The following is a 21,699-nucleotide window of genomic DNA, read 5'->3' on the forward strand; positions in this document are numbered from 1 at the left end:
GCGTGCCCGGCAGCGAGTCGGCGAGGCCCGCCGGGTGCGGACGGCATACGCTGAGCCCCTATGTATGACGGCGTGATCCAGGATCTGATCGATGAGCTCGGGCAACTGCCCGGCATCGGTCCCAAGAGTGCGCAACGCATCGCGTTCCACCTGCTCGACGCCGACCCCGAGGACGTACGCCGCTTCGCTGCCACGCTCCTCGAGGTCAAGGCCAAGGTCCACTTCTGCTCGATCTGCGGCAATGTCACGGTCGACACGGAGTGCCGGGTCTGCGCCGATCCGCGCCGTGACCTCAGCGTGATCTGTGTCGTCGAGGAGTCCAAGGACGTCGTGGCGATCGAGCGCACCCGTGAGTTCCGCGGCCGCTATCACGTGCTCGGCGGTGCGATCTCGCCGATTGCCGGCATCGGGCCGGACCAGCTGCGCATCAAGGAGCTGCTCCGCCGCCTGCAGGACGGCGTCGTGACCGAGGTCATCATCGCGACGGACCCCAACCTCGAAGGCGAAGCGACCGCGACCTACCTCATCCGGATGTTGACGCCGCTCGGCTTGCGGGTCAGCAAGCTCGCGAGCGGCCTGCCCGTGGGCGGCGACCTCGAGTATGCCGACGAGCTGACTCTCGGCCGTGCGTTCGAGGGTCGCACCACGATCGGCTGACCCGTGACCAACGTCTGACGTCTGCCCTCCACCTGTTGTGGCATGTCGTCCGCCCGACCAGACTCACCACATGACTGATCCGGATTTCAGCGATCTTCGTGCCGTCTTCATCAATGCCACCCTCAAGCGGTCTCCCGAGCCGAGCAACACCGACGGCCTGGTGACCAAGAGCGCCGACATCATGCGCCGTCACGGCGTTGAGGTCACCGAGATCCGCGCGATCGACCGTGAGATCGCGACGGGTGTCTGGCCGGACATGACCGAGCACGGTTGGCAGGTCGACGAATGGCCCGCGATCCTCGAGCAGGTCATGGGCGCCGAGATCCTGGTGCTTGCCGGACCGATCTGGCTCGGTGACAACAGCAGCATCATGAAGCAGGTCATCGAGCGGCTCTACTCCGCCTCGAGCATCCTGAACGATGCCGGCCAGTACGCGTTCTACGGCAAGGTCGGCGGTTGCCTCATCACGGGAAACGAGGACGGCATCAAGCACTGCGCCATGAACGTGCTCTACAGCCTCCAGCACGTGGGGTTCACCATCCCGCCGCAGGCCGACGCCGGCTGGATCGGCGAGGCAGGTCCCGGTCCGTCCTATCTGGATGACGGTTCGGGCGGTCCCGAGAACGACTTCACCAACCGCAACACGACCTTCCTGACCTACAACCTGCTGCACGTGGCGAAGCTCCTCAAGGGAGCCGGCGGCATACCTGCATACGGCAACCAGAGGACCGTGTGGGACTCCGGCGTGCACGAGTATGGAGCGAATCCGGAGTATCGGTAGACTTGTCGCGCGCAGCGTCGCGCATCCGTACGTTCTCCAGCTCCAAGGAACAATCGTGGGCATTGTCGTCCAGAAGTACGGCGGCTCCTCGGTTGCCGACGCAACCAGCATCAAGAGGGTCGCCCAACGCATCGTCGCGACCAAGAAGGCCGGTCACGACGTCGTCGTCGTGGTCTCGGCCATGGGCGACACGACCGATGAGCTCATCGATCTGGCCAACCAGGTCGCACCGTTGCCGCCGGGTCGTGAGCTCGACATGCTCCTGACCGCTGGCGAACGGATCAGCATGGCGGTGCTCGCGATGGCGATCGGCACTCTCGGCCAGGAGGCGCGCTCGTTCACCGGCTCGCAGGCCGGTGTCATCACCGACTCCGAGCACGGCCGAGCCAAGATCATCGACGTCACCCCGGGTCGCATCGAGGCCGCCCTCGCCGAGGGGGCCGTCGCGATCGTCGCGGGCTTCCAGGGTGTCTCGCAGACCACCAAGGACATCACGACTCTTGGCCGCGGAGGCTCGGACACCACGGCGGTGGCGCTCGCTGCCGCGTTGCACGCCGAGGTGTGCGAGATCTACACCGACGTCGACGGCATCTTCACCGCTGACCCGCGCATCGTGTCCAACGCCCGGCAGATACCGCGCATCTCCTACGAGGAGATGCTCGAGATGGCGGCCAACGGCGCCAAGATCCTGCACCTGCGCTGCGTCGAGTATGCCCGCCGCAACGACATGCCGATACACGTACGTTCGTCGTTCTCCGACAAGACCGGCACCTGGGTCGTCAAGACCGAGGATGTCATCCAAGAGGGGCTCCCCATGGAACAAGCAATCATCTCCGGCGTCGCGCACGATCGCAGCGAGTCCAAGATCACCGTCGTCGGGGTCCCCGACAAGGTCGGCGAGGCGGCGACGATCCTCCAGGCTCTGGCCGACGCGCAGATCAACATCGACATGGTGGTGCAGAATGTCTCGGCGGCTGCCACGGCGCTGACCGACATCTCGTTCACCCTTCCGCGCGCTGACGGCCAGACCGCCATGACCGCCCTGGCCAGGCTCAAGGACACCGTCGGGTTCGAGCGGCTGCAGTACGACGACAGCGTCGGCAAGGTCTCGATCGTGGGCGCCGGTATGCGGTCGTCGCCGGGCATCACGGCTCGCTTCTTCCGCGCGCTCGCCGACGCCGGGGTCAACATCGAGATGATCTCGACCTCGGAGATCCGCATCTCCGTCGTCGTGACCGAGAACCAGGTCGATGCTGCGGTCAACGCCGCCCACGCCGCCTTCGACCTCGGCACCGACGAGGTCGAGGCTGTCGTCTACGGAGGTACCGGCCGATGACGACCCTCGCCATCGTCGGCGCGACCGGCCAGGTCGGCGTCGCCATGCGCAGCATCCTCGAGGAGCGCAACTTTCCGGCCGACCAGGTGCGCTTCTTCGCATCCGCGCGCTCGGCCGGCAAGACGCTGCCGTGGAAGGGCGACGAGATCGTCATCGAGGATGCCGAGACCGCAGACCTCTCGGGCATCGACATCGCCTTGTTCTCCGCCGGCGCCTCGACGTCCCGGGTCCAGGTGCCGCGGTTCGCCGAGGCCGGCGCGATGGTCATCGACAACTCGTCGGCGTTTCGCAAGGATCCCGAGATCCCGCTGATCGTCAGCGAGGTCAACCCCGAGGACATCGCCAAGGCGACTCGTCGCATCATCGCCAACCCCAACTGCACCACGATGGCCGCGATGCCGGTCCTCAAGCCATTGCATGACGAGGCCGGGCTCGCCCGCCTGGTGGTGAGCAGCTATCAGGCCGTCTCCGGCTCCGGCATCGCCGGTGTGCAGGAGCTGCACGGCCAGGCGCTCTCGGTCGTCGACAAGGCCAACGAGCTGGCCTACGACGGCTCAGCCGTGACCTATCCGGCCCCGGCGATCTACGTCGCACCGATCGCCTTCAACGTCCTGCCGATGGCCGGGGCGATCGTCGACGACGGGTCCTTCGAGACCGACGAAGAGCAGAAGCTCCGCAACGAGAGCCGCAAGATTCTCCATCTCCCTGACCTTCGGGTCTCGGGAACCTGCGTACGCGTGCCGGTGTTCACCGGCCACTCGCTGTCGATCAACGCCGAGTTCGACCGGCCGATCACTCCTGAGCGCGCCACCGAGATCCTGGCTCGCGCGGAGGGTGTCAGGCTCGTCGACGTACCGACACCGCTGCAGGCAGCTGGCACCGACCCGAGTCTGGTCGGCCGCATTCGTCAGGACCAGGGCGTCGGCGACTGCCGCGGACTCGTGCTGTTCGTCAGCGGCGACAACCTGCGCAAGGGTGCTGCCCTCAACACGATCCAGATCGCCGAGCTGCTCCTCTAGCCCTACTCCAGGGAGGCGGGGCTGCTCTCGGCGAGTGTCATGAGCCACTGCGCGACGAGGTAGGTCAGCGCGCCGACTGCGGGCACGAGCGCGAGCGCCCACTGGGTGGCGGCGAGATCGAGGAACAGCGCCAGGATCGCGACAATCGCCAGGATCACGCCGAGGAAGCTGATCAGACCGGCCTGGGCCACCCCGAAGGCCGACAGGAGCAGGTCTCCGAGGACCATCGCGATGAACGCGACGAGGACGAAGGTCAGCGTGCCCCAACGCCCGCCTCCGCTCGCCACTCCGCGCACCTCGCTGAAGATCTCGAGGGCGACCAGTCCCAGCCCGACGGAGACCAGGCCGACGACGAGGCCGGTGATGACCGATGCCAAGCGCGGGTCGAGGTGCGGAACGCGCCATGCGCGAGCGGCGTGGAATCGGTCGGCCGCAAACGTACCGGTGGCCCGTCCGGCCGTGCCGGCGATGCCGGCCGTCCTCGAAGCGACCCCTGCTCCTCGGGATGACAATGCCTTGCCGGCCGCGCCGACCTTGGCGCCGACCGGGGGCCGGCTCTTGGTGGCCGTGCCAGCGGACTTGTTTGCCGGTTTGGGGACCGGCCTGCTGGTCAGGCGGGCTGCAGCCTTGGCCTGCGGCTTGATCGCGGTCGTCGAGACGGCCCGGCCGTAGCGGACGTTCTGGGCAGCCGGCGCTGAGGCAGGCCGCGTGACGGTCTTCTTGACGACGCGCTTGACCACCTTCTTGGCGGGCTGCTGCTCGTCGACCATGCGCCAAGTGTTCCACAGGGGGTGTCGCCGCGCCCCCCGTCGCTGGGACTGACGCCGGTGATGCGCCGACCGACCTGTCGCCTCGAACGGGTCACTCGCGGCGGGAGGGGAATGAAAACACTCGGATCTGCTCTCACAGGTCCGGGTGTCTTGAGACATCACATGGTCGGGCTGACAGTGTGCTGGTTCAGGACATAGGCAAGAGATCTCTCAAGACATAGGCAAGACTCCCGGCCACCCTTTCGGAGGTGTCCAAAGCCCGCCTCGTCATCACCGCGATCACCGTCCAAGGCCTGTCGCAAGCCCAAGCCGCCCGCACCTATGGACTGTCTGAGGCCTGGGTCTCACGCCTCATGGCCCGCTACCGGGTCGACGGCGAGGCCGCGTTCGAGCCCCGCTCGAGACGACCCAAGACGGCGCCAGCCGCGACACCAGCGACGACTGTCGAACTGATCGTCAGACTGCGACAAGACCTCTCCGCGGCAGGTCTGGACGCCGGCCCCGACACCATCAAGTGGCACCTCACACATCACCACAACATCACAGTCTCGGCCGCCACGATCAGCCGACACCTGACCAAAGCCGGCCTCGTGGTCCCTGAGCCGAAGAAGCGCCCCAAGTCCTCCTACGTCCGCTTCCAAGCCGCGATGCCCAACGAGACCTGGCAATCAGACTTCACCCACTACCGCCTCATCGACGGCGTCGATGTTGAGATCCTGAGCTGGCTCGACGACTGCACCCGCTACGCCATTAGCGTCACCGCCCACCGAAGGGTCACCACACCGATCGTGCTGGCCAAGTTCCGAGCAGCTGTCAAAACCGCCGGAATTCCAGCCTCAACGCTGACCGACAACGGGATGGTGTTCACCGTCAGACTCGCCGGCCTCGGACGCCAAGGCGGCCGCAATGCCTTCGAGCACGAACTCAGACGACTGCACGTGGTCCAGAAGAACGGCCGACCCAACCACCCCACGACCCAGGGCAAAGTCGAGAGATTCCAGCAGACACTCAAGAAGTGGCTCCGCGCGCAAAGTTTCCGCCCGGAAACAATCGAGCAACTGCAGACTCTGCTCGACGCGTTCGTCGACGAATACAACCACCGCCGACCTCATCGCTCATTGCCGCACCAAGCAACCCCAGCGGCCCTGTTCGACACCATGCCGAAAGCTCTGCCAGGCGACAGCCGAGACCGCGAAACCCATGACCGGATCCGTCACGACCGCATCGACAAAACAGGCGCCGTGACCCTGCGGGTCAACGGCAAACTCCACCACATCGGCGTCGGCCGAACCCACGCCCGAACCCACATCATCCTGCTCGTTCAGGACCTCGAAGTGAGGATCATCAATGCCGTCACCGGCGAACTGCTCCGCGAGCTGACCATCGACCCAGAACGCGACTACCAACCGCGCAAATAGCAAGTCCCGAACCCGCTTCCGCAGGTTCGGGACTTGCCTATCTCTTGCGACATCACATGGTCGGGCTGACAGGATTTGAACCTGCGGCCTCGTCGTCCCGAACGACGCGCGCTACCAAGCTGCGCCACAGCCCGAGTGCTCCCCTAGATGCGGGAACCGGATGAGTCTATCCCAGTCAGGGTGAGCAGCGCCGCCTCGGGGCGGCAGGCAAAACGTACGGGCGTGTAGGGCGAGGTGCCGAGCCCGGCGGACACGTGGAGCCAGGACGGATCTTGCCCGGCAACTTGGTGGTGGTGCAGGCCCCGCGCCCTCGCCCGATCGAGATCGCAGTTGGTCACGATCGCGCCGTAGAACGGTATGCGGAGCTGTCCGCCGTGTGTGTGCCCGGCCATGATCAGCGGATAGCCCAATGCGTTCCATCGATCGAGCACTCGGAGATAGGGCGCGTGCGCCACGCCGATCGCGAGGTCCGCATCGGGGTCGGCGGGGATCTCGTCGAGGACGTCGAAATTGAGGTGTGGGTCGTCGACACCGACGAATGCCAGCCGGCGACCCTGCACGACGAAGGAGGCGTGGCGGTTGGTGAGGTCGGTCCATCCACGCTGCTCGAACGCGTGCCTCAGCTCGTTGAACGGGAGATCCTTCTCCCGCCGCCAGTTGCCACCGGTGCCGCCGCGGAGGTAGTTGACCGGATTCTTGGCGACAGGGGAGTAGTAGTCGTTGGACCCGAAGACGAAGGCGCCCGGGAGGTCGAGCAGATCGCCATAGGCGGCCAGGACCGAGGGCACGGCATCGAGGTGGGCGAGATTGTCGCCGGTGTTGATGACCAGGTCGGGCTGCAGGTCGGCGAGCCCACGGAGCCACTGTTGCTTCTTGAGCTGGCCCGGGGTCATGTGGGTGTCCGACAGATGCAGGACCCGCAGCGGCTCCGAGCCGGCGGCGAGCACGGGCACCGTCACCTTGCGCAACGTGAACGCACGGACTTCGTAGACGGAGGCGTAAGCCAACCCGGCCGCAGCGGCCGCGACCGGCCATAGCAAGGAGCGCACGGCCCCAGCCTGTCATACGGAGGATGGGACACTGGAGGCATGTCAGCCCTCAAGGACCAGCTCCACGCAGATCTCACCGCTTCCATGAAGGCGCGCGACGCGCTGCGCACCTCGACACTGCGCATGGTGCTCACTGCGATCACCAACGCCGAGGTCGCGGGCAAGGAGGTCCGGGAGCTGAGTGACGAGGATGTCATCACGGTGCTCGGCTCGGAGGCCAAGAAGCGCCGGGAAGCCGCCGAGGCATTCGCCGAGGGCAATCGTCCCGAGCTCGCCGAGAAGGAGAAGGCAGAGGCGGCGATCCTCGCCGACTACCTGCCGACCCAGCTCACCGCAGAAGAGATCAGGGCGGTCGTCACACAGGCGGTCGAGTCGACCGGCGCCGCCGGCGAGGGGATGCGAGCCATGGGCAAGGTCATGGGAGTCCTCGCCCCCCAGGTCAAGGGCAAAGCAGACGGTGGGGCGGTTGCCGCCGAGGTCAAGCGGCAGCTCGGCGCCTAGCTGTCGCTCCTAGCGGTCGTCGTCCCGATCGCCGCCGTTGCCGCCACCGCCGCCGTTGCCGCCACCGCCACCGTTGCGGGGGTCAAATCTAGGATCAGTGTTGTTCTGCTGATCCCGGGCGGACGGTTGGCCCTTGGGCGGTGGGTCGAACGGCACGGACGGCAAGAACTCCTGGATGACTCCCATGGCCTTCTTCCACATGGGTCCGGCGAGCGAGCTGCCGCCGACCGCGGCAAAGTTGAGCGGCCGACCGTTGATCGTCACATCGGCGAGTGTCTTGGGGCTGCCGTTCTTCTTGACGCCGGCGATCATCGACATCGCCGTGAGCTTGGGGGTGTAGCCGGCGTACCAGACCGCCTGGTTGTCCTGGGCCGTCCCGGTCTTGGCCGCTGAGGGGATGTTGAGTCCGGTGCCGTTGTTGAATCCGAAGCCGCCGGGCTGCTGGAGTCCCTTGAGGATGTCGTTGATCTGCGCCGCATCATCCTCGGACATGACGCGTTCGCATGCCGGACCGAACTTCTTGATCGTCTTGCCATTGGTGTCGGCGATCGAGGACACCGGACGGGGCTTGCAATACATCCCGCCCGATGCCGGCACCGCGTAGGCAGCGGCCATGTCGAGTGGGCTGACGTTGGTGACGCCGAGCGTGAATGACGGAACCTGGTTGGTGATGCCCTTGGCCGGGTCGAACGGGACGTTGATCCCCATCGACTCGGCGGCACGAACGGTGTTGCACAGGCCAGCCTTCTTCTCAAGCTGGGCGAAGTAGGTGTTCACGGACAAACGCAGCCCGGTGTACATGTTCATCGTGCCGCTGGACGTGGAGTTGGAGGGACTCCACGAGGCCGTCCCGCCACCCTCGCAGTCGAAGTAGGACCCGGCCGGCATCGTGATCTTCGCCGGCGACCTGAAGCTCTGGCTCACGTCGATGCCCTGCTTGAGGGCGGCCGCGACGGTGAACATCTTGAAGGTCGATCCGGCCGGGAAGCCGCCGGAGTCGCCGTAGATCCTGGGGACCGTGAAGTCGATGAAGGACTGCCCCTTCTTCTTGCTGCGGCCCATCGGGCGGGACTGCGCCACTCCCCGCACCTTGCCGGTGCCGGGCTCGAGCAGTGCCATCGCCCCGATGGCCCTGTCCTTGGGCGCCACGGTCGAGGACACGGCCTTGTTGATCGCCTTCTGCATGCGGACGTCGACGTTGGACTTGATCGTGAGGCCGCCGCGCTCGAGGGCGCGCTGCCGATCCTCGGTGGTCGCGCCGAGCGCCTTCTGCCTGAGCAGGTAGCGACGCACGTAGTCGCACGAGAACTCGGCGACGGTCGAGACACACCCGTTGGGGAACTTGGTGATCTTGAGTGCGAGGGGGGCGGCCTGATGGCGCTCGGCGTCCGTTTCGGAGATCTTGCCGTCACGTGCCATGACCGCAAGCACGGTGTTGCGCCGCTGGAGGGCCTTTTCGGGATAGACGTTGGGGTCGAACTCAACCGGGTTCTTGACCAGACCGGCCAGCGTGGCGGCCTGACGCACGTTGAGCTTGGCGGGGCTCACCGAGAAGTAGTGGTAGGAAGCGGCGCTGATGCCGTAGGCGCTGTCGCCGAAGTAGGCGAGGTTGAGATAGCGCTCCAGGATCTCCTTCTTGGTGTGGGTCTGCTCGTAGGAGATCGCGAGCTTGAGCTCGCGGATCTTGCGCGATGTCGACTTCTTGGTCGCGGCCCGCACCTGCGCATCGGTGGTCGCCTGCGACACGAGGGTCAGCTTGACCAGCTGCTGCGTGATCGACGAACCGCCCTGGGTCTGACCTTCGGACGCGTTGTTGACGAGCGCGCGCAGGGTGCCCTTGAGGTCGAGCGCCCCGTGCTCGTAGAAGCGGCCATCCTCGATCGAGAGGAGTGCGTCCTGCATGACCGGAGCAATCTTGGCCAGCGGGATGTCCTGCCGGTTCTCCTCGTAGAAGTACGCGATGAGGTCGCCGTTGGAAGCCAACAGGCGGGTCGTCTGGGCGTTGGGCTGATCGTTGAGCGACAACGGCAGGTCGACGAGGTCGTTGCTGACGTTGTTCGCCGTGGACGCGAACAGGGCCGTGCCGGGGATCAGGATCGCGGCGAGGAGGACTCCGGCTATCGCTGAGAGCAGCGCCATCGTGCCCAGGATCGAGAGGGGGCCGTCGTGGTGCTTTTCGCGCTGCGCTGCTTGGCGCAGCGATGTGCGCATCTCGTCCCAAGGCATGCGTCTCAGCGTACGTGACGATGGTAAGGATCGCTCCGACGCGACAATGTGTCTAGTTCATGAGGACTAGTCAAAGATGGTCACGAACGCTCTGACGCCTGCCGCGGGGCCTTCCTAGATTGGGGTTTACCAACTTCGGCCACCGGGCCGGTCTCGGGGAGGTCATGAACATGTGGAATGAGAATTGGGCGGCTGAGGCCGCTTGTCGCGGAAAGTCTGACGCGCTCTTCGTCAAGGGTGCCGAGCAGAACCGCGCGAAGCAGGTATGCGGGACATGTCAGGTGCGAGCCGAGTGCTTGTCCGAAGCGCTGGACAACCGCATCGAGTGGGGTGTCTGGGGCGGTATGACCGAGCGTGAGCGTCGTGCCCTGCTCCGGCGTCGGCCCAACGTCACGACGTGGCGCAGCATCCTGTCCGTCTCAGTCGCCGTCTGACCCTCAGGCCTCTCCGGCCAGCAGTCCGCCGATCTGGCGCAAGCCGTCGAGGTCGTGGACGTCGCCTGCCAGGGCGGCGACAGACACCGTGGCAACGCCTGAGTGGGCGGCGCTGAAACGCCTCTTCAACCGCGCCTCACGTGCGGCCACCCGCATGCGCTCGGCGTGGATCGTCAGCAGATCGGCGGTGATCTGGTCGGTCGCGGTCCCGTCTCCAAGCTTTCGAGTCGCCGACTCCGCGTCGGAGGCCGTGATGCCGTCTGCACCGTTCTCGTGCACGCGGTTGATCACCAGGCCGGCGAGCGGCATACCTTCACCGGCGAGGCGCTCGACGAAGTAGGACGCTTCGCGCATCGCGGCGGGCTCCGGCGCGGCGACGACGATGAAGGCGGTCCCCTCGGCCTGCAGCAAGGCGTATGTGCTCTCGGCCCGTTGACGGAATCCCCCGAACAGCGTGTCGAACGCCGCGACAAAGGTCTGCATGTCGGTCAGCACCTGCGCGCCGAGGATCTTGTTGAGCGCGCTCGTGACGATGCCGAATCCGGCGCTGAGCAGCCGGGCCGGACCCTTGGCGGGGGCGAGCAGCAGCTTGATGAAGCGGCCGTCCAGCATCGAGGAGAGCCGATCGGGGGCATCGAGGAAGTCCAGGGCAGACCGGGAGGGCGGCGTGTCGACGACGATGAGGTCCCACGCCTTCGCGGTGGGGGCCCCGGCCGTGCCCTTGAGGTCGGAGTCCTGGACGATCTGGCCCGCCTGGGCGTGCAGCTGGCCGAGCTTTTCCATGGCCATGTACTCCTGGGTGCCCGCGAACGAGCTCGACAGCGCGACATAGAACGGGTTGGCCAGGATCTGTTGCGCCTTCTCGGGGGTCGCATGCGCCTCGACAACCTCGTCGAAGGTGCGTTTCATGTCGAGCATCATGGCGTCGAGCGAGCCACCCTCGGCGCCGATGTCCTTGACCGGCCGGGGCGTGTTGTCGAGCTCGGTGAGTCCCATGGCCTGCGCGAGGCGCCGGGCCGGGTCGATCGTGAGGACGCAGACCTTACGACCCTGCTCGGCCGCGCGGAGCGCCAGGGCCGCCGCGGTCGTGGTCTTGCCAACCCCGCCGGATCCGCAACACACGATGATCTCGGTCGTCCGGTCACCGAGCAGGTGATCGATGTCGAGCGGGCCGGCCGCTGGACCGCTCTGGCCGCCGCGCGGGGATGAGCGGCCTTTGCGGCTCGGGGGTGATGTCTGCGCCTTGCCGGTCACTCGGGGCCTCCCAGCCGTTCGGCGAGATCGAACAGGGCACCGAGATCGATGCCATCGCTGAGCAGGGGGAGCTCCACGAGGGGCCGTCCGCAGTCCTCGAGGATCTCGCGCTGTCCGGCCTGCAGCCGCTGGCGCTCGAGATGCGCCGATCCGCCGGCGATCAGGGCAGAAGCGGCGGCGCCGTCGAGCGAGGCCTTGGCGAGCGACTTGGCGACCTTGGCCGGCCCGAGCGACCCGGCCTCGAGGGCCTCGCGCGTGCCGACCGCCAGCAGCGACGGGCGTACGAGGTTGAGGATGACCTGACCGACCGGAAGGCGGGCGGACTGCAGCTCGGCGATGCCGTCGATCGTCTCCTGGACGGGCATCTCCTCGAGCACCGTCACCAGGTGCACGTGCGTCTCCGGCGACCGCATCATCTGCATGATCGAGTCGGCCTGGCGGCGGATCGGCCCGACCTTGGCCAGTCCGGCCACCTCGGAGTTGACGTTGAGGAATCGGGTGATGCGACCGGTCGGCGGGGCGTCCATGATCACCGCGTCATAGGTGAAGCCGTTGTCGTCGCGACGCCTCGCGGCCTCATAGACCTTGCCGGTCAGCAGCACGTCGCGTACGCCCGGCGCTATCGTCGTGGCGAAGTCGATGATGCCGAAACGGTCGAGCGCCTTGCCCGCGCGGCCGAGCCGGTAATACATCGAGAGATATTCCAGCAGGGCTGCCTCCGGGTCGATCGCCAGGGCGAAGACCTCGCCACCACCCCGACCGACCGCGATCTTGCGCTCCTCGTAGGGCAGCGGGGGGACGTCGAACAGCTGGGCGATGCCCTGCCGCCCTTCGACCTCGCACAGCAGGACCTTCTTGCCCTTGCCGGCCAGTGACATCGCAAGGGCGGCGGCGACCGTCGTCTTGCCGGTGCCGCCCTTGCCGGTGACGACATGGAGCTGAGTCGAGAGAGCCACGCGATGAGCCTACTTCTCCGCTGAACACCTGCATCCCGGACCGCGGAATTCGCTGCGCGGCCGGGTCGTGGCGTCCTATTCTGAGATCCCCTGGCCGAGGAGTTCCCATGCGTCGAAGCATTGTCACACTCATTGTTGGGCTGGTGTGCACCCTCGGTGCGTGCGGCGGCGGAGGCGACGAGTCGGACTCGGGGTCCACGAGTGACTCTTCATCCTCGTCGTCCAAGGACGACGCGGATTCTGGGGAGTCATTCGATCCGTGCTCGGTGATCACCGCGGCGGAGGCGGAGAAGGTGCTCGGATATCCGGTCATCCAGGAGGAGGATCCCGCGGGTGGCTGTTCGTGGAGGAATGAGGACGACCCACGCAAGGCGACCTTCTCGGTGACCAAAGGCATGCCCGCCGATCAGGGCGGTGGCATCGAGAGCGCCAAGGCAGGCACCCAGAGCGTGCTCGAGGGCGAACCCCAAGAGGTGCCGGGCGTGGGTGACACCTCCTTCCTGGTCGTGGGCAAGGGCAAGTCCTTTGCCAAGGAGGCATTCCAGGCGCAAGGTGTCATCGAGGCCGGGGGCCAGCTGATCACGGTCGGCATCACTCAGCTGGGCGAGGCGAGCGAGGACGAGGTCACGGAGCAGGCGACCGCCGGCATGAAGCTCGTCGGCTCCAAGGTTTAGGCCCGGGCTGACGCTGAACCCTTGACGACTCCGGGCAGATAGAGTCGAGCCATGACGAACTGGGAGTACCTCACCGCGCCTGTCCTCGTGCACGCGACCAAGCAGATCCTCGACAACTTCGGCCGGGACGGCTGGGAGCTCGTGCAGATCGTCCCGGGCATGAATCCGGAGAACCTCGTCGCCTACTTCAAGCGCCCCATAGCGTGAGCGAGGTCGATGATCGGTTGGCCGGGCTGGGCCTCCAGGTCCCCCCGGTGCCGCCCCCGGTCGCCGTCTACGTACCCGCGGTGCGAACCGGCTCCTACGTCTACACCTCCGGGCAGCTCCCGCTGCGCGACGGGCAGCTCCTGTTGACCGGCAAGGTCGGGGGCGAGGTCTCGGCTGAAGAGGCATACGACTGCGCGCGGCAGTGCGCGCTCAACGCGATCGCTGCGGTCAAGTCTCAGGTCGAGGATCTCGACTCGGTCGTGCGCGTCGTCAAGGCCACGGTGTTCGTGGCCAGCACGCCGGACTTCACGGGTCAGGCGGCCGTCGCCAACGGCGCGAGCGAGCTGTTCGGTGCCGCGTTCGGGGAGGCCGGACAGCACGCACGCAGCGCAGTCGGGGTTCCCGTGCTGCCGCTCGATGCCCCGGTCGAGGTCGAGCTCATCGTCGAGGTCGGCTGACTGTGCGAGTCCCGGTGCCCGAGACGTTGCGCCAACACGCACGCGGCCTCGGCGGTGCCGTCGCAGAGCCGCGCCACGCCTCGACGATCGTGGTGGTGCGCGACGGGGCCGAGGGCATCGAGGCCTACCTCATGCGGCGGCAGACCAGCATGGCCTTCGCGGCCGGCATGTATGTCTTCCCCGGCGGCGGCATGCACCCCGACGACATCACGCAGGACGTGCCATGGGCCGGCCCGGCGGCAGCGGAGTGGGGAGATCGGCTGCGGTGCGAGGAGTCGTTGGCGCGGGGGCTCGTGGTGGCCGCCGTCCGGGAGACGTTCGAAGAGACCGGCGTCCTGCTGGCCGGGCCGGATGAGTCCACCGTGCTGGCCGACACCAGCGGCGCCGACATGCAGGCCGCGCGAGCGGCGCTCGAGGACGGCGAGCTCGCCTTCGGCGACTTCCTGCGCGATCACGGCCTGATCCTGCGTGCCGACCTGATCGGCGCGTGGGCGCACTGGATCACCCCGGCCTTCGAGCCGCGACGCTATGACACCAGGTTCTTCGTCGCCGCGCTGCCCGCAGGGCAACGGGTCGGTGAGATGAGCCGCGAGGCCGACCGCGCGGACTGGGCGCCCCTGCGCCGGGTCCTCGCCGCCGTCGAGGCCGGTGAGGCGGCCATGATGCCGCCGACAGCCATCACGTGCCAAGAGGTGGCCGAGCACACGGCCGACACGATCCTGACCGCCGCCGCCGCCCGTACGATCCACACTGTCGAGCCGCGGCTCGTGGAGGTCGACGGCGAGCTGTTCCTCGAATCCGATCTGGAAGGTCCCACATGACCGCAGCCGTCAACGTGACCGACCGCGCGGCATACGTGTTGGCCGCCAACCCGGGCATCATGACGCTCGACGGCACCAACACGTGGATCCTCCGAGAGCCTGGCGCCGAGCGTGCCGTCGTGGTGGATCCGGGACCGGCAGACGAGACCCACCTCCAGGCGGTTCTGGCGGCGGCCGGGACGGTCGGCCTGATCCTGTTCACCCACCGGCACTTCGACCACACCGAGGCGCTTGGCCGATTCGCAGAGCTGACCGGTGCCCCGGCGCGATCGATGGATCCAGAGTTCACCCGAGACGGCCAGCCGCTGGTCGACGGCGAGTCGATCATCGTCGACGGGCTGGAGATCGAGGTGATCGCGACACCGGGACATACGAGTGACTCCACGTGCTTCCGCCTCGTCGCCGACGACACGTTGGTGAGCGGCGACACCATCCTGGGCCGCGGCACGACGGTGATCGCCCATCCCGACGGGGTGCTCGGGCCGTATCTTGACTCGCTCGCGCACATCCGGGAGCTCGCCGAGGAGGGACTCGTGACGCGCATCCTGCCCGGGCACGGCCCGGTCATCGATGAGCCCGCCACGGTCCTGGACTTCTATCTGGAGCATCGGGCCGAGCGGCTCGACCAGGTGCGGGCAGCGCTGGAGGCCGGCGCGACCACGCCTCGTGCGGTCGTGGCCGAGGTCTACCAAGACGTCGACGAGTCGCTCTGGGGCGCCGCGGAGCTCAGCGTCGCCGCCCAGCTCGACTACCTGCAGCGCTAGCACCCCCAAGATTTGGCGCTTTTGCAACGCTTTCTCGGCCGGTGGCGGCGAATTTCGGTTGCAAGGGCGCCGAATCTCGGGGGTGCACAGGCGACCTTGACGGCCTGCCCGGTCCACAGCCTGCCCCTGGCCCCTTTCGACGTTGAATCCGTTGGCGTGATGGTCGGGGTGTGCAGCCAGTCCCTCCGGAGCTCCTCGGACGCCCGTTCACGCCCGAGCAGGCCGTGCGGGTCGGCATATCGTCCCGCATGCTGCAGGGAGCACGGTTCCACCAGGTGTTCCGAGGGGTCTGGCGGGCGGATTCCACGGAGGACACCTTCGATCTGCGCGTGCGGGCGGCTCTCCTGGTGCTGCCGGACGACGCGACATTGAGCCACGTCAGCGATCTTCAGTGGCGCGGCCTCGACATCGGGGACACGGAGCCGATCCACTTCTCGACCGCTTCCGATGTTCACGTGCACCGACGCGGCCTCGTGATTCATCGCCGCCAGGACCTGCTGCGCTCAGAGTTCGTGCGAGGTGTGCCGCTGCTCCCGGCCGCGAGGACCTTTGTCGACGTGGCGACGTTGCTCGGCGATCGTGATCTCCTGCGCGTCGGCGACTGGTTGGTGCGGTGGAAGCATCTCGATCTGCTCGACCTGAGGGCATTCGTCCTCCGATCACACCTCGACGGCGTGCAGCATGCGCGGCTCATCGCGCCACTCGTGTGTGAGCGGGTCGACTCCGTGCGGGAGTCGGACGTGCGGTGGATCATCTTCGCGGCCGACCTGCCGATGCCCATATCGAACCTGCCGATCTTCGATGCGTATGGCGTGCGGATCGCGAAGGGCGACTTGGCCTATCCGCTCTTCAAGGTCCTGGTGGAGCACGACGGCTGGCATCATGAGCGGGACGCGGCGCAGCGACAGCGCGATCACTTGCGGCGGGAGCGCCTCGAGGCCGAGGGTTGGCTCGTGATCGTGATCACGTCGGCCGACTTCGGCAACGAACATTCCATCGCCTGGCGCATCTACAGCGCCCTCAAGCTACGCGGCTACACCGGCCCCCGACCAAGATTTGGCGCGTAGCCAACCAAAAGCCGCCGACGAGCGGCAAGAAAAGGTTGCAAACCCGCCAAAATTTGGGGGTGGGGGAGAGGTCAGCGGGCCCGGCGCTGAAGACGCTCGAGATCAAGGATCACGACGCTGCGGGGCTCAAGGCGGAGCCAGCCACGCGAAGCGAAGTCCGCGAGGGCCTTGTTGACGGTCTCGCGAGAGGCGCCGACCAGCTGCGCGAGCTCTTCTTGTGTGAGGTCGTGGTTGACGTGCACGCCGTCGTCGGCGCGGCGACCGAAGCGGGAGGCGAGATCGAGTAGCGCCTTGGCAACACGACCCGGTACGTCGGAGAACACCAGGTCGCCGACGACCTCATTGGTGCGACGCAGCCGGCCAGCGAGCTGGTTGAGCAGCGCATGCGCGACGTCGGGGTGCGCGTTGAGGACGGGGCTCAATGCCTCGTGGCCGAGGCTCTTGAGCTCGACATCCGTGACGGCCGTGGCCGTCGCCGAGCGGGGGCCCGGGTCGAAGAACGACAGCTCCCCGAACATCTGTCCGGGGCCCAGGATGGCGAGCAGGTTCTCTCGACCGTCGGGGGAGGTGCGACCCAGCTTGATCTTGCCGTCCGTCACGACGTACAGCTGGTTGCCGTCGTCGCCCTCGTTGAAGAGGATCTCTCCACGGCGCAGCGAGGCCGACGACATCGACGACTCGAGCGCACCGGCTACCTCGTCGTCGAGGCCGGAAAACAGCGGAGCCTGGCGGAGAACGTCGTCGGTCACGGGACTTCCCTATCGGTCGTGTTGCATCGGTCACAGTGTGTGCACCGATCGCAGTTTCCCACATCGAGAGCGCTCGTGCCGAATACGCGCCGAGACACGTACGCTGGGCGCCGTGCCGAATGACCTGGATCGACCCGATACGGCACTCGTCCGCCGGGCCCGGAAGGTCAATCGAGTGCTCGCCGAGACCTATCCGGAGGCCGGTTGCGAGCTCGACTTCCGTACGCCATTCGAGCTCCTCGTCGCGACCGTCCTGTCGGCCCAGACCACCGATCGACGGGTCAATGCCGTCACCCCGGCCCTGTTCGCGGCCTATCCGGACGCACACGCGATGGCCGCCGCCGAGCGCACGGCGCTCGAGGAGCGGATCCGTTCGACCGGCTTCTTCAGGGCCAAGACCGAGAGCCTGCTGCGGCTGTCGGCAGACCTTGTCGAGCGACATGACGGCGAGGTCCCCGGCCGGCTCGAGGACCTGGTGACGCTGCGGGGGGTGGGGCGCAAGACCGCCAACGTCGTCCTGGGCAACGCCTTCGACGTGCCGGGGCTGACTGTCGACACGCACTTCGCCCGCCTGGTCCGACGCTTCGGCTGGGTGTCCGACAGCGTCGTCAAGGATCCGGTCAAGACCGAGCACGCGGTTGCGGCGATCTTTCCACGCCGGGAGTGGACCATGCTGAGTCACCGGCTGATCTGGCACGGACGGAGATGCTGCCACGCCAAGAAGCCGGCGTGCGGTGCGTGCCCGGTGGCGCACTGGTGCCCGTCCTTCGGCACCGGACCGACCGACCCGGTCGAGGCGGCCGCACTCCTCACGACCCAGGGTCCCGCGTGAGGGCGCGGCTCTTGCTGGCGGGGTTGGCGCTTCTCATCCTGGCGGCGTGCGCCGGCGGGGACCCGGACAGCGACCAGCCGGTCTTCGGCGGCGATGCGCCTGCGGCCGGCGCGAGCGAGCTCGCCGCGGCCAAGGAGCTGGCCGGTGTCGAGGACTGTCCGCCTTCGCCCGGCAAGGCGACCGGGGACAGCGGGCTTCCAGACCTGACGCTCCAGTGTCTCGGCGGTGGTGACCCCGTACGCCTCGCGGGCCTGACCGGAACCCCCACCGTGATCAACCTCTGGGCCAGCTGGTGCGGTCCTTGCCGCGACGAGCTGCCCCTGCTCGCGAAGGCCGACCGGGCGTACGGCGACAAGCTCCGGATCATCGGTGTCGACTTCGCGGACTCCGCGCCGGATGAGGCTCTCGAGCTCGCGGCCCAGTCCGGTGTGACCTATCCGCTGTTGGCCGATCCGGAGTCCGACACCAAGGGCCCGTTGCGTGTCATCGGTCTGCCCCAGACAGTGTTCGTGGACGCACAAGGAACAATGGTTGCCACGGAGCGCGTCGCGTTCCGTTCGTACGCCGAGCTGACGGCGGCGATCGATCGTCACCTGGAGGTGTCTCCGTGAGCTGGGAGCACCTCCCGGAATGGCTCAGGCCCCTGGCCGAGCTTGCCGGCTCGGTCAACGCCGAGCAGCTGGCGCCCCGATTTCCGCACCCACCCGCGGATGCTCGCCCTGCTGCGGTGCTGATGCTCTTCGCGGATGGCGAGAACGGTCCCGAGCTCCTGCTCACCGAGCGGGCGACCACGATGCGGAGCCACGCGGGTCAGATCTCCTTCCCGGGGGGTGCCTCGGATCCCGGGGATGCCGATGCCGTCGCGACCGCGCTGCGTGAGACGCAGGAGGAGGTCGGTGTCGAGCCGAGCACGATCGACGTCTTCGGGAGGCTGCCCACGCTGTGGGTGCCGCCCAGCAACTTCGCCGTCACCCCCGTGCTCGGCTTCTGGCGCGAGCCCGGCCCCCTCCACCCGGTCAACGCCGAGGAGGTCGGCGCGATCATCCACCAGCCGATCCGCAGGTTGCTCGATCCGGCCAACCGGTTCAGCGTCGAGCATCCGTCCGGGTGGCGCGGTCCGGCGTTCGAGGTCGGCTCGGGCGTTCCACTCTGGGGCTTCACTGCCGGTGTGGTCTCGCGGCTGTTCGAGCGCCTGGGCTGGGAGCAGCCCTGGGATGACAGTGTCACCCGGCCCCTCCCTGAGTTCTCATGAACTCCCTCGACGTCATCCTCATCCTGATCCTGGTGGCCTACGCCGTCTCGGGCTATGTCCAGGGTTTCGTCGTCAACCTGATCGCCACGGTCGGTCTGCTCGTGGGCGGTCTGCTCGCGGTCGCAATCGTGCCGAAGCTCCTGTCCGGTGGCACCCCGACCCTGAGCTCGTCGTTGTTGGCGCTCGGCCTCGTGGTTGGGGCCGGTGCGATCGGGCAGGGCGTCGGCACATATGTCGGAACGGACCTGCGCGACGGGCTCAAGTGGCGTCCGCTGCGGTGGGTCGACGCGGTCGGCGGCAGCATGCTCAGCATGGTCGCCGTGCTGTGTGCCGGCTGGGCGCTGGGCTATTCCGTCAGTGGCACGACGATCCCCTATCTCTCGACCGCTTCGCGGGACTCGGTGATCCTCGACCGGGTCGATTCCGTCATGCCGCCCCAGGCGACCTCCGGCCTGCGAGCGTTCAACGAAGTCCTCGATGCCAACTTGTTCCCGCGCTACATCGACCCGTTCGAGACCGAGGACATCACGGCGGTCGGCCCGCCCGACACCGCGACCCTTTCCAGCGTGGGCGTGCGGAGGGCATCGGGCAGCGTCGTCAAGATCCTCGGTGAGGCCAGCTGTCAGCGGGGGATCGAGGGATCCGGCTTCGCCTATGCACCGGGGCGGGTCATGACCAACGCCCACGTCGTCGCCGGCGTGAGCGAGCCGTTCGTGGTGAGCAACGGACAGCGCACGAACGCCGAGGTCGTCCTGTTCGACCGCAAGCTCGACATCGCCGTCCTCGCTGTCGACCAGCCGGACCTGCCGACCCTGGATTTCGACACGAAGGGCAAGGCGGGTCAGTCGGCGGTGATCCTCGGCTTCCCCGAGAATGGTCCGTTCGACGCCCGCGCAGCCCGGATCCGCAGTGAGATGAGACTGCGCAGCCCCGACATCTATGACCGAGGGCAGGTCGTGCGGGAGACGTTCTCGGTCCGTGGGCTCGTACGCTCGGGCAACTCCGGCGGCCCGCTGGTGTCGGCCAAGGGCGACGTGCTCGGCGTGATCTTTGCGGCCTCGATCACCGACAAGTCGACCGGCTACGCTCTGACCGCCACCCAGGTGGCTGACGACGCGCGGGCGGGCATCGCTGCGACGTCACCGGTCTCGACGGGGGGATGTGCGTGATGCGGTCGTTCTTGTCCTTCATCGGCGGTGCGGTGGCGCTGCTGGCACTCCTGGCCACGGTTCCGCTGCTGTGGGTCTCGACGCACATCGTCGAGGAGGACGGTTACGTGGCGTTCAGCAGCACACTCGCCGAGGACGAGGAGCTGCAAGGCGCCTTCGCGGCCTACCTGGCTGACGAGCTGGCCGCCCGCGGTGTGCTCCCGGAGGCGTTGGCGCCAGTGGCGACGACGGCACTCACACGGGTCGCCAGCCGTACGAGCAACCAGCCGGGATTTGTGGAAGCGTGGGAGAAGACTCAGCGCAACTCTCACCGATCTGCGTTCGCCGAGCCGATGCCGCGTGTCCTGGGCGTCGACGTCGGCCCCATGGCGTCGTTCGTCGCCAAACGAGTCAGTGGTGCCCTGCCGGTCACCCTCGCCGTGCCGGATGACCTCGTCGTGCCGGTTGTGACTGGTGCCGGCGATCGCGAGGCTGTGCAGCGGATCAAGGAGACGTCACGCCAGAGCCGCATCGGAGCTGTCATCGCGCTGGTCGGGGCGGTCGCCTGCATCGGATTCGCCCGACGCAAGTCTGTCGCGGCGGCCGGACTCGGGGTCGGCTCCGTGGCCGTCGCCGGTCTCTTGTGGCTGACCAGTGGGCCCGCCACCCAGAGGATCCTGGACCACACCGAGGCGCCGTCGGAGTTCGCCCGCACTCTGCAAAAGCTTCTCGTCGATCGCGCTGCGGACTCGCTCGGGGCCTGGCTCGTAATCGTGGCGGTGATGGGGGGCGTCGTCGCGGCAGCCGGACTCGTGGGGCGGGCTGTCGGCGGACGGAGCTAGCTCGTACGCCCCTTGAGCGCCGCAGGGATCTCCTTGGCGGTCGCGATCGTCTTTTGCGGTGCGCGGATCTTCTTGAGCTTGAAGATGCCGATGACGATGAGCAGGAGCGCGAGCACGAGGTAGCCGCCCGCCACGATGAGGAACGCCCATGCGGGGTCCAGACCGGTCATCGTGAGGAAGTACGCCCCGGCGATCGAGACCAGGACGATGATCAGCAGCCCGAAGAACGCGGCCGTCAGGATCAGCGCCGTGCCGATGCCGCCTGCCTTGGCGCTGACCTTGAGCTCACGCTTGGCGAGCTTGATCTCCGACTGGACGAGCGCCGAGATGTCGCGGCTGGCATCGGCAACCAGCCGGCCGATCGTCGGATCTTCCACAGGGCTCAGTTGCTGGCGCTCGCTCATACCCGGAGCCTACAAGCCCCGCGCTGGGAGTGACGCTTTTGTGGTCAACACGCGGTCCGCGCATCAAAAGCGTCACGCCC

Annotated in this window: 25 protein-coding genes and 1 tRNA gene; 18 read left to right on the forward strand and 8 right to left on the reverse strand. The window is 67.3% G+C overall.

Annotated features, from left to right (window positions below; translation table 11 throughout):
- The first annotated feature begins 60 nt into the window (after positions 1–60).
- From recR to WKF39_RS11340, 4 genes are all read left to right on the forward strand, one after another.
- On the forward strand, positions 61–657 hold the full coding sequence (gene recR, locus WKF39_RS11325; protein WP_340388420.1) for a recombination mediator RecR: 597 nt from the start codon (positions 61–63) through the stop codon (positions 655–657).
- Between the two features lie 70 nt (positions 658–727).
- Complete coding sequence (locus WKF39_RS11330) at positions 728–1,438, forward strand: flavodoxin family protein (RefSeq protein ID WP_340388422.1); 711 nt, start codon at positions 728–730, stop codon at positions 1,436–1,438.
- Positions 1,439–1,493: 55 nt separating this feature from the next.
- Positions 1,494–2,774 carry an aspartate kinase gene (locus tag WKF39_RS11335; RefSeq protein ID WP_340388424.1) on the forward strand — a complete coding sequence of 427 codons (1,281 nt, stop codon included), beginning with the start codon at positions 1,494–1,496 and terminating at the stop codon, positions 2,772–2,774.
- Positions 2,771–3,793, forward strand: coding sequence for an aspartate-semialdehyde dehydrogenase (locus tag WKF39_RS11340; protein ID WP_340388426.1), 1,023 nt, complete (start codon positions 2,771–2,773; stop codon positions 3,791–3,793). Before WKF39_RS11335 ends, WKF39_RS11340 begins: the two co-directional genes overlap by 4 nt.
- A gap of 2 nt (positions 3,794–3,795) precedes the next feature.
- Here the strand turns inward: WKF39_RS11340 and WKF39_RS11345 are convergent, their stop codons facing one another.
- Entirely contained in the window at positions 3,796–4,563 is a 768-nt protein-coding gene (locus WKF39_RS11345) for a hypothetical protein (RefSeq protein WP_340388428.1), read from the reverse strand.
- Positions 4,564–4,811: 248 nt separating this feature from the next.
- Here WKF39_RS11345 and WKF39_RS11350 point away from each other — a divergent pair, with 248 nt between their 5' ends.
- A complete protein-coding gene (locus WKF39_RS11350; protein ID WP_340388430.1) occupies positions 4,812–5,981 on the forward strand; it encodes an IS481 family transposase in 1,170 nt (389 codons plus the stop codon).
- 57 nt (positions 5,982–6,038) lie between these two features.
- Here the strand turns inward: WKF39_RS11350 and WKF39_RS11355 are convergent.
- Together WKF39_RS11355 and WKF39_RS11360 are read right to left on the reverse strand one after the other, a co-directional pair.
- Positions 6,039–6,115, reverse strand: a tRNA-Pro gene (locus WKF39_RS11355).
- 9 nt (positions 6,116–6,124) lie between these two features.
- Positions 6,125–7,030 carry a metallophosphoesterase gene (locus WKF39_RS11360; RefSeq protein WP_340388432.1) on the reverse strand — a complete coding sequence of 302 codons (906 nt, stop codon included), beginning with the start codon at positions 7,028–7,030 and terminating at the stop codon, positions 6,125–6,127.
- A 39-nt stretch (positions 7,031–7,069) separates the two neighbouring features.
- Here WKF39_RS11360 and WKF39_RS11365 point away from each other — a divergent pair, with 39 nt between their 5' ends.
- Complete coding sequence (locus WKF39_RS11365; RefSeq protein WP_340388434.1) at positions 7,070–7,531, forward strand: GatB/YqeY domain-containing protein; 462 nt, start codon at positions 7,070–7,072, stop codon at positions 7,529–7,531.
- A gap of 9 nt (positions 7,532–7,540) precedes the next feature.
- On the opposite strand, the gene WKF39_RS11370 is transcribed toward WKF39_RS11365, so the two are convergent.
- The gene (locus WKF39_RS11370) at positions 7,541–9,757 is read right to left on the reverse strand and encodes a transglycosylase domain-containing protein (RefSeq protein WP_340388435.1); all 2,217 of its coding nucleotides are present in this window, start codon (positions 9,755–9,757) and stop codon (positions 7,541–7,543) included.
- Positions 9,758–9,927: 170 nt separating this feature from the next.
- Here WKF39_RS11370 and WKF39_RS11375 point away from each other — a divergent pair, with 170 nt between their 5' ends.
- The gene (locus WKF39_RS11375) at positions 9,928–10,191 is read left to right on the forward strand and encodes a WhiB family transcriptional regulator (RefSeq protein WP_340388437.1); all 264 of its coding nucleotides are present in this window, start codon (positions 9,928–9,930) and stop codon (positions 10,189–10,191) included.
- Positions 10,192–10,194: 3 nt separating this feature from the next.
- Here WKF39_RS11375 and WKF39_RS11380 read toward each other — a convergent pair whose 3' ends face one another.
- Together WKF39_RS11380 and WKF39_RS11385 are read right to left on the reverse strand one after the other, a co-directional pair.
- Positions 10,195–11,352 (reverse strand): ArsA-related P-loop ATPase, encoded by a 1,158-nt coding sequence (locus WKF39_RS11380; protein ID WP_340388568.1) that lies wholly within the window; start codon positions 11,350–11,352, stop codon positions 10,195–10,197.
- Positions 11,353–11,441: 89 nt separating this feature from the next.
- On the reverse strand, positions 11,442–12,401 hold the full coding sequence (locus WKF39_RS11385; protein WP_340388439.1) for an ArsA-related P-loop ATPase: 960 nt from the start codon (positions 12,399–12,401) through the stop codon (positions 11,442–11,444).
- Positions 12,402–12,508: 107 nt separating this feature from the next.
- Between WKF39_RS11385 and WKF39_RS11390 the strand changes: the two genes are divergently transcribed.
- The 6 genes from WKF39_RS11390 to WKF39_RS11415 all read left to right on the forward strand — a co-directional run bounded on the left by WKF39_RS11390 (position 12,509) and on the right by WKF39_RS11415 (position 16,392).
- A complete protein-coding gene (locus WKF39_RS11390; RefSeq protein WP_340388441.1) occupies positions 12,509–13,075 on the forward strand; it encodes a DUF3558 family protein in 567 nt (188 codons plus the stop codon).
- A gap of 51 nt (positions 13,076–13,126) precedes the next feature.
- Complete coding sequence (locus WKF39_RS11395) at positions 13,127–13,282, forward strand: DUF4177 domain-containing protein (protein WP_340388443.1); 156 nt, start codon at positions 13,127–13,129, stop codon at positions 13,280–13,282.
- The gene (locus WKF39_RS11400) at positions 13,279–13,740 is read left to right on the forward strand and encodes a RidA family protein (protein ID WP_340388445.1); all 462 of its coding nucleotides are present in this window, start codon (positions 13,279–13,281) and stop codon (positions 13,738–13,740) included. The genes WKF39_RS11395 and WKF39_RS11400 overlap by 4 nt, the downstream gene beginning before the upstream one ends.
- A gap of 14 nt (positions 13,741–13,754) precedes the next feature.
- On the forward strand, positions 13,755–14,561 hold the full coding sequence (locus WKF39_RS11405) for an NUDIX hydrolase (protein WP_340388447.1): 807 nt from the start codon (positions 13,755–13,757) through the stop codon (positions 14,559–14,561).
- Entirely contained in the window at positions 14,558–15,325 is a 768-nt protein-coding gene (locus tag WKF39_RS11410; RefSeq protein ID WP_340388449.1) for an MBL fold metallo-hydrolase, read from the forward strand. The genes WKF39_RS11405 and WKF39_RS11410 overlap by 4 nt, the downstream gene beginning before the upstream one ends.
- 170 nt (positions 15,326–15,495) lie before the next feature.
- Entirely contained in the window at positions 15,496–16,392 is an 897-nt protein-coding gene (locus tag WKF39_RS11415; protein WP_340388451.1) for a hypothetical protein, read from the forward strand.
- 71 nt (positions 16,393–16,463) lie between these two features.
- Here WKF39_RS11415 and WKF39_RS11420 read toward each other — a convergent pair whose 3' ends face one another.
- The gene (locus WKF39_RS11420; protein WP_340388453.1) at positions 16,464–17,141 is read right to left on the reverse strand and encodes a Crp/Fnr family transcriptional regulator; all 678 of its coding nucleotides are present in this window, start codon (positions 17,139–17,141) and stop codon (positions 16,464–16,466) included.
- Between the two features lie 112 nt (positions 17,142–17,253).
- Between WKF39_RS11420 and nth the strand changes: the two genes are divergently transcribed.
- Genes nth through WKF39_RS11445 form a run of 5 tightly spaced genes read left to right on the forward strand, consistent with a single transcriptional unit; the run spans position 17,254 to position 21,215 of the window.
- Positions 17,254–17,973, forward strand: a complete 720-nt coding sequence (gene nth / locus WKF39_RS11425; protein WP_340388455.1) for an endonuclease III — start codon at positions 17,254–17,256, stop codon at positions 17,971–17,973.
- Positions 17,970–18,584, forward strand: coding sequence for a TlpA disulfide reductase family protein (locus WKF39_RS11430; RefSeq protein ID WP_340388457.1), 615 nt, complete (start codon positions 17,970–17,972; stop codon positions 18,582–18,584). Before nth ends, WKF39_RS11430 begins: the two co-directional genes overlap by 4 nt.
- Positions 18,581–19,225, forward strand: coding sequence for a CoA pyrophosphatase (locus tag WKF39_RS11435; protein ID WP_340388459.1), 645 nt, complete (start codon positions 18,581–18,583; stop codon positions 19,223–19,225). Before WKF39_RS11430 ends, WKF39_RS11435 begins: the two co-directional genes overlap by 4 nt.
- Entirely contained in the window at positions 19,222–20,394 is a 1,173-nt protein-coding gene (locus WKF39_RS11440; RefSeq protein WP_340388461.1) for a MarP family serine protease, read from the forward strand. Before WKF39_RS11435 ends, WKF39_RS11440 begins: the two co-directional genes overlap by 4 nt.
- Entirely contained in the window at positions 20,394–21,215 is an 822-nt protein-coding gene (locus WKF39_RS11445; RefSeq protein ID WP_340388463.1) for a hypothetical protein, read from the forward strand. The genes WKF39_RS11440 and WKF39_RS11445 overlap by 1 nt, the downstream gene beginning before the upstream one ends.
- On the opposite strand, the gene WKF39_RS11450 is transcribed toward WKF39_RS11445, so the two are convergent.
- Positions 21,212–21,619: a phage holin family protein gene (locus WKF39_RS11450; protein WP_340388465.1), complete on the reverse strand. Its 408-nt coding sequence runs from the start codon at positions 21,617–21,619 to the stop codon at positions 21,212–21,214. The genes WKF39_RS11445 and WKF39_RS11450 overlap by 4 nt on opposite strands.
- Positions 21,620–21,699: the final 80 nt, after the last annotated feature.

This window comes from Aeromicrobium sp., assembly GCF_037719875.1.
Lineage (GTDB): Bacteria > Actinomycetota > Actinomycetes > Propionibacteriales > Nocardioidaceae > Aeromicrobium.

Bases quoted from the DNA above. Each gene is read 5' to 3' on its own strand.
- recR (WP_340388420.1), top strand. From the start codon at position 61: ATGTATGACGGCGTGATCCAGGATCTGATCGATGAGCTCGGGCAACTG.
- WKF39_RS11330 (WP_340388422.1), top strand. From the start codon at position 728: ATGACTGATCCGGATTTCAGCGATCTTCGTGCCGTCTTCATCAATGCC.
- WKF39_RS11340 (WP_340388426.1), top strand. From the start codon at position 2,771: ATGACGACCCTCGCCATCGTCGGCGCGACCGGCCAGGTCGGCGTCGCC.
- WKF39_RS11345 (WP_340388428.1), bottom strand. From the start codon at position 4,563: ATGGTCGACGAGCAGCAGCCCGCCAAGAAGGTGGTCAAGCGCGTCGTC.
- WKF39_RS11365 (WP_340388434.1), top strand. From the start codon at position 7,070: ATGTCAGCCCTCAAGGACCAGCTCCACGCAGATCTCACCGCTTCCATG.
- WKF39_RS11370 (WP_340388435.1), bottom strand. From the start codon at position 9,757: ATGCCTTGGGACGAGATGCGCACATCGCTGCGCCAAGCAGCGCAGCGC.
- WKF39_RS11375 (WP_340388437.1), top strand. From the start codon at position 9,928: ATGTGGAATGAGAATTGGGCGGCTGAGGCCGCTTGTCGCGGAAAGTCT.
- WKF39_RS11390 (WP_340388441.1), top strand. From the start codon at position 12,509: ATGCGTCGAAGCATTGTCACACTCATTGTTGGGCTGGTGTGCACCCTC.
- WKF39_RS11395 (WP_340388443.1), top strand. From the start codon at position 13,127: ATGACGAACTGGGAGTACCTCACCGCGCCTGTCCTCGTGCACGCGACC.
- WKF39_RS11410 (WP_340388449.1), top strand. From the start codon at position 14,558: ATGACCGCAGCCGTCAACGTGACCGACCGCGCGGCATACGTGTTGGCC.
- WKF39_RS11440 (WP_340388461.1), top strand. From the start codon at position 19,222: ATGAACTCCCTCGACGTCATCCTCATCCTGATCCTGGTGGCCTACGCC.
- WKF39_RS11445 (WP_340388463.1), top strand. From the start codon at position 20,394: ATGCGGTCGTTCTTGTCCTTCATCGGCGGTGCGGTGGCGCTGCTGGCA.
- WKF39_RS11450 (WP_340388465.1), bottom strand. From the start codon at position 21,619: ATGAGCGAGCGCCAGCAACTGAGCCCTGTGGAAGATCCGACGATCGGC.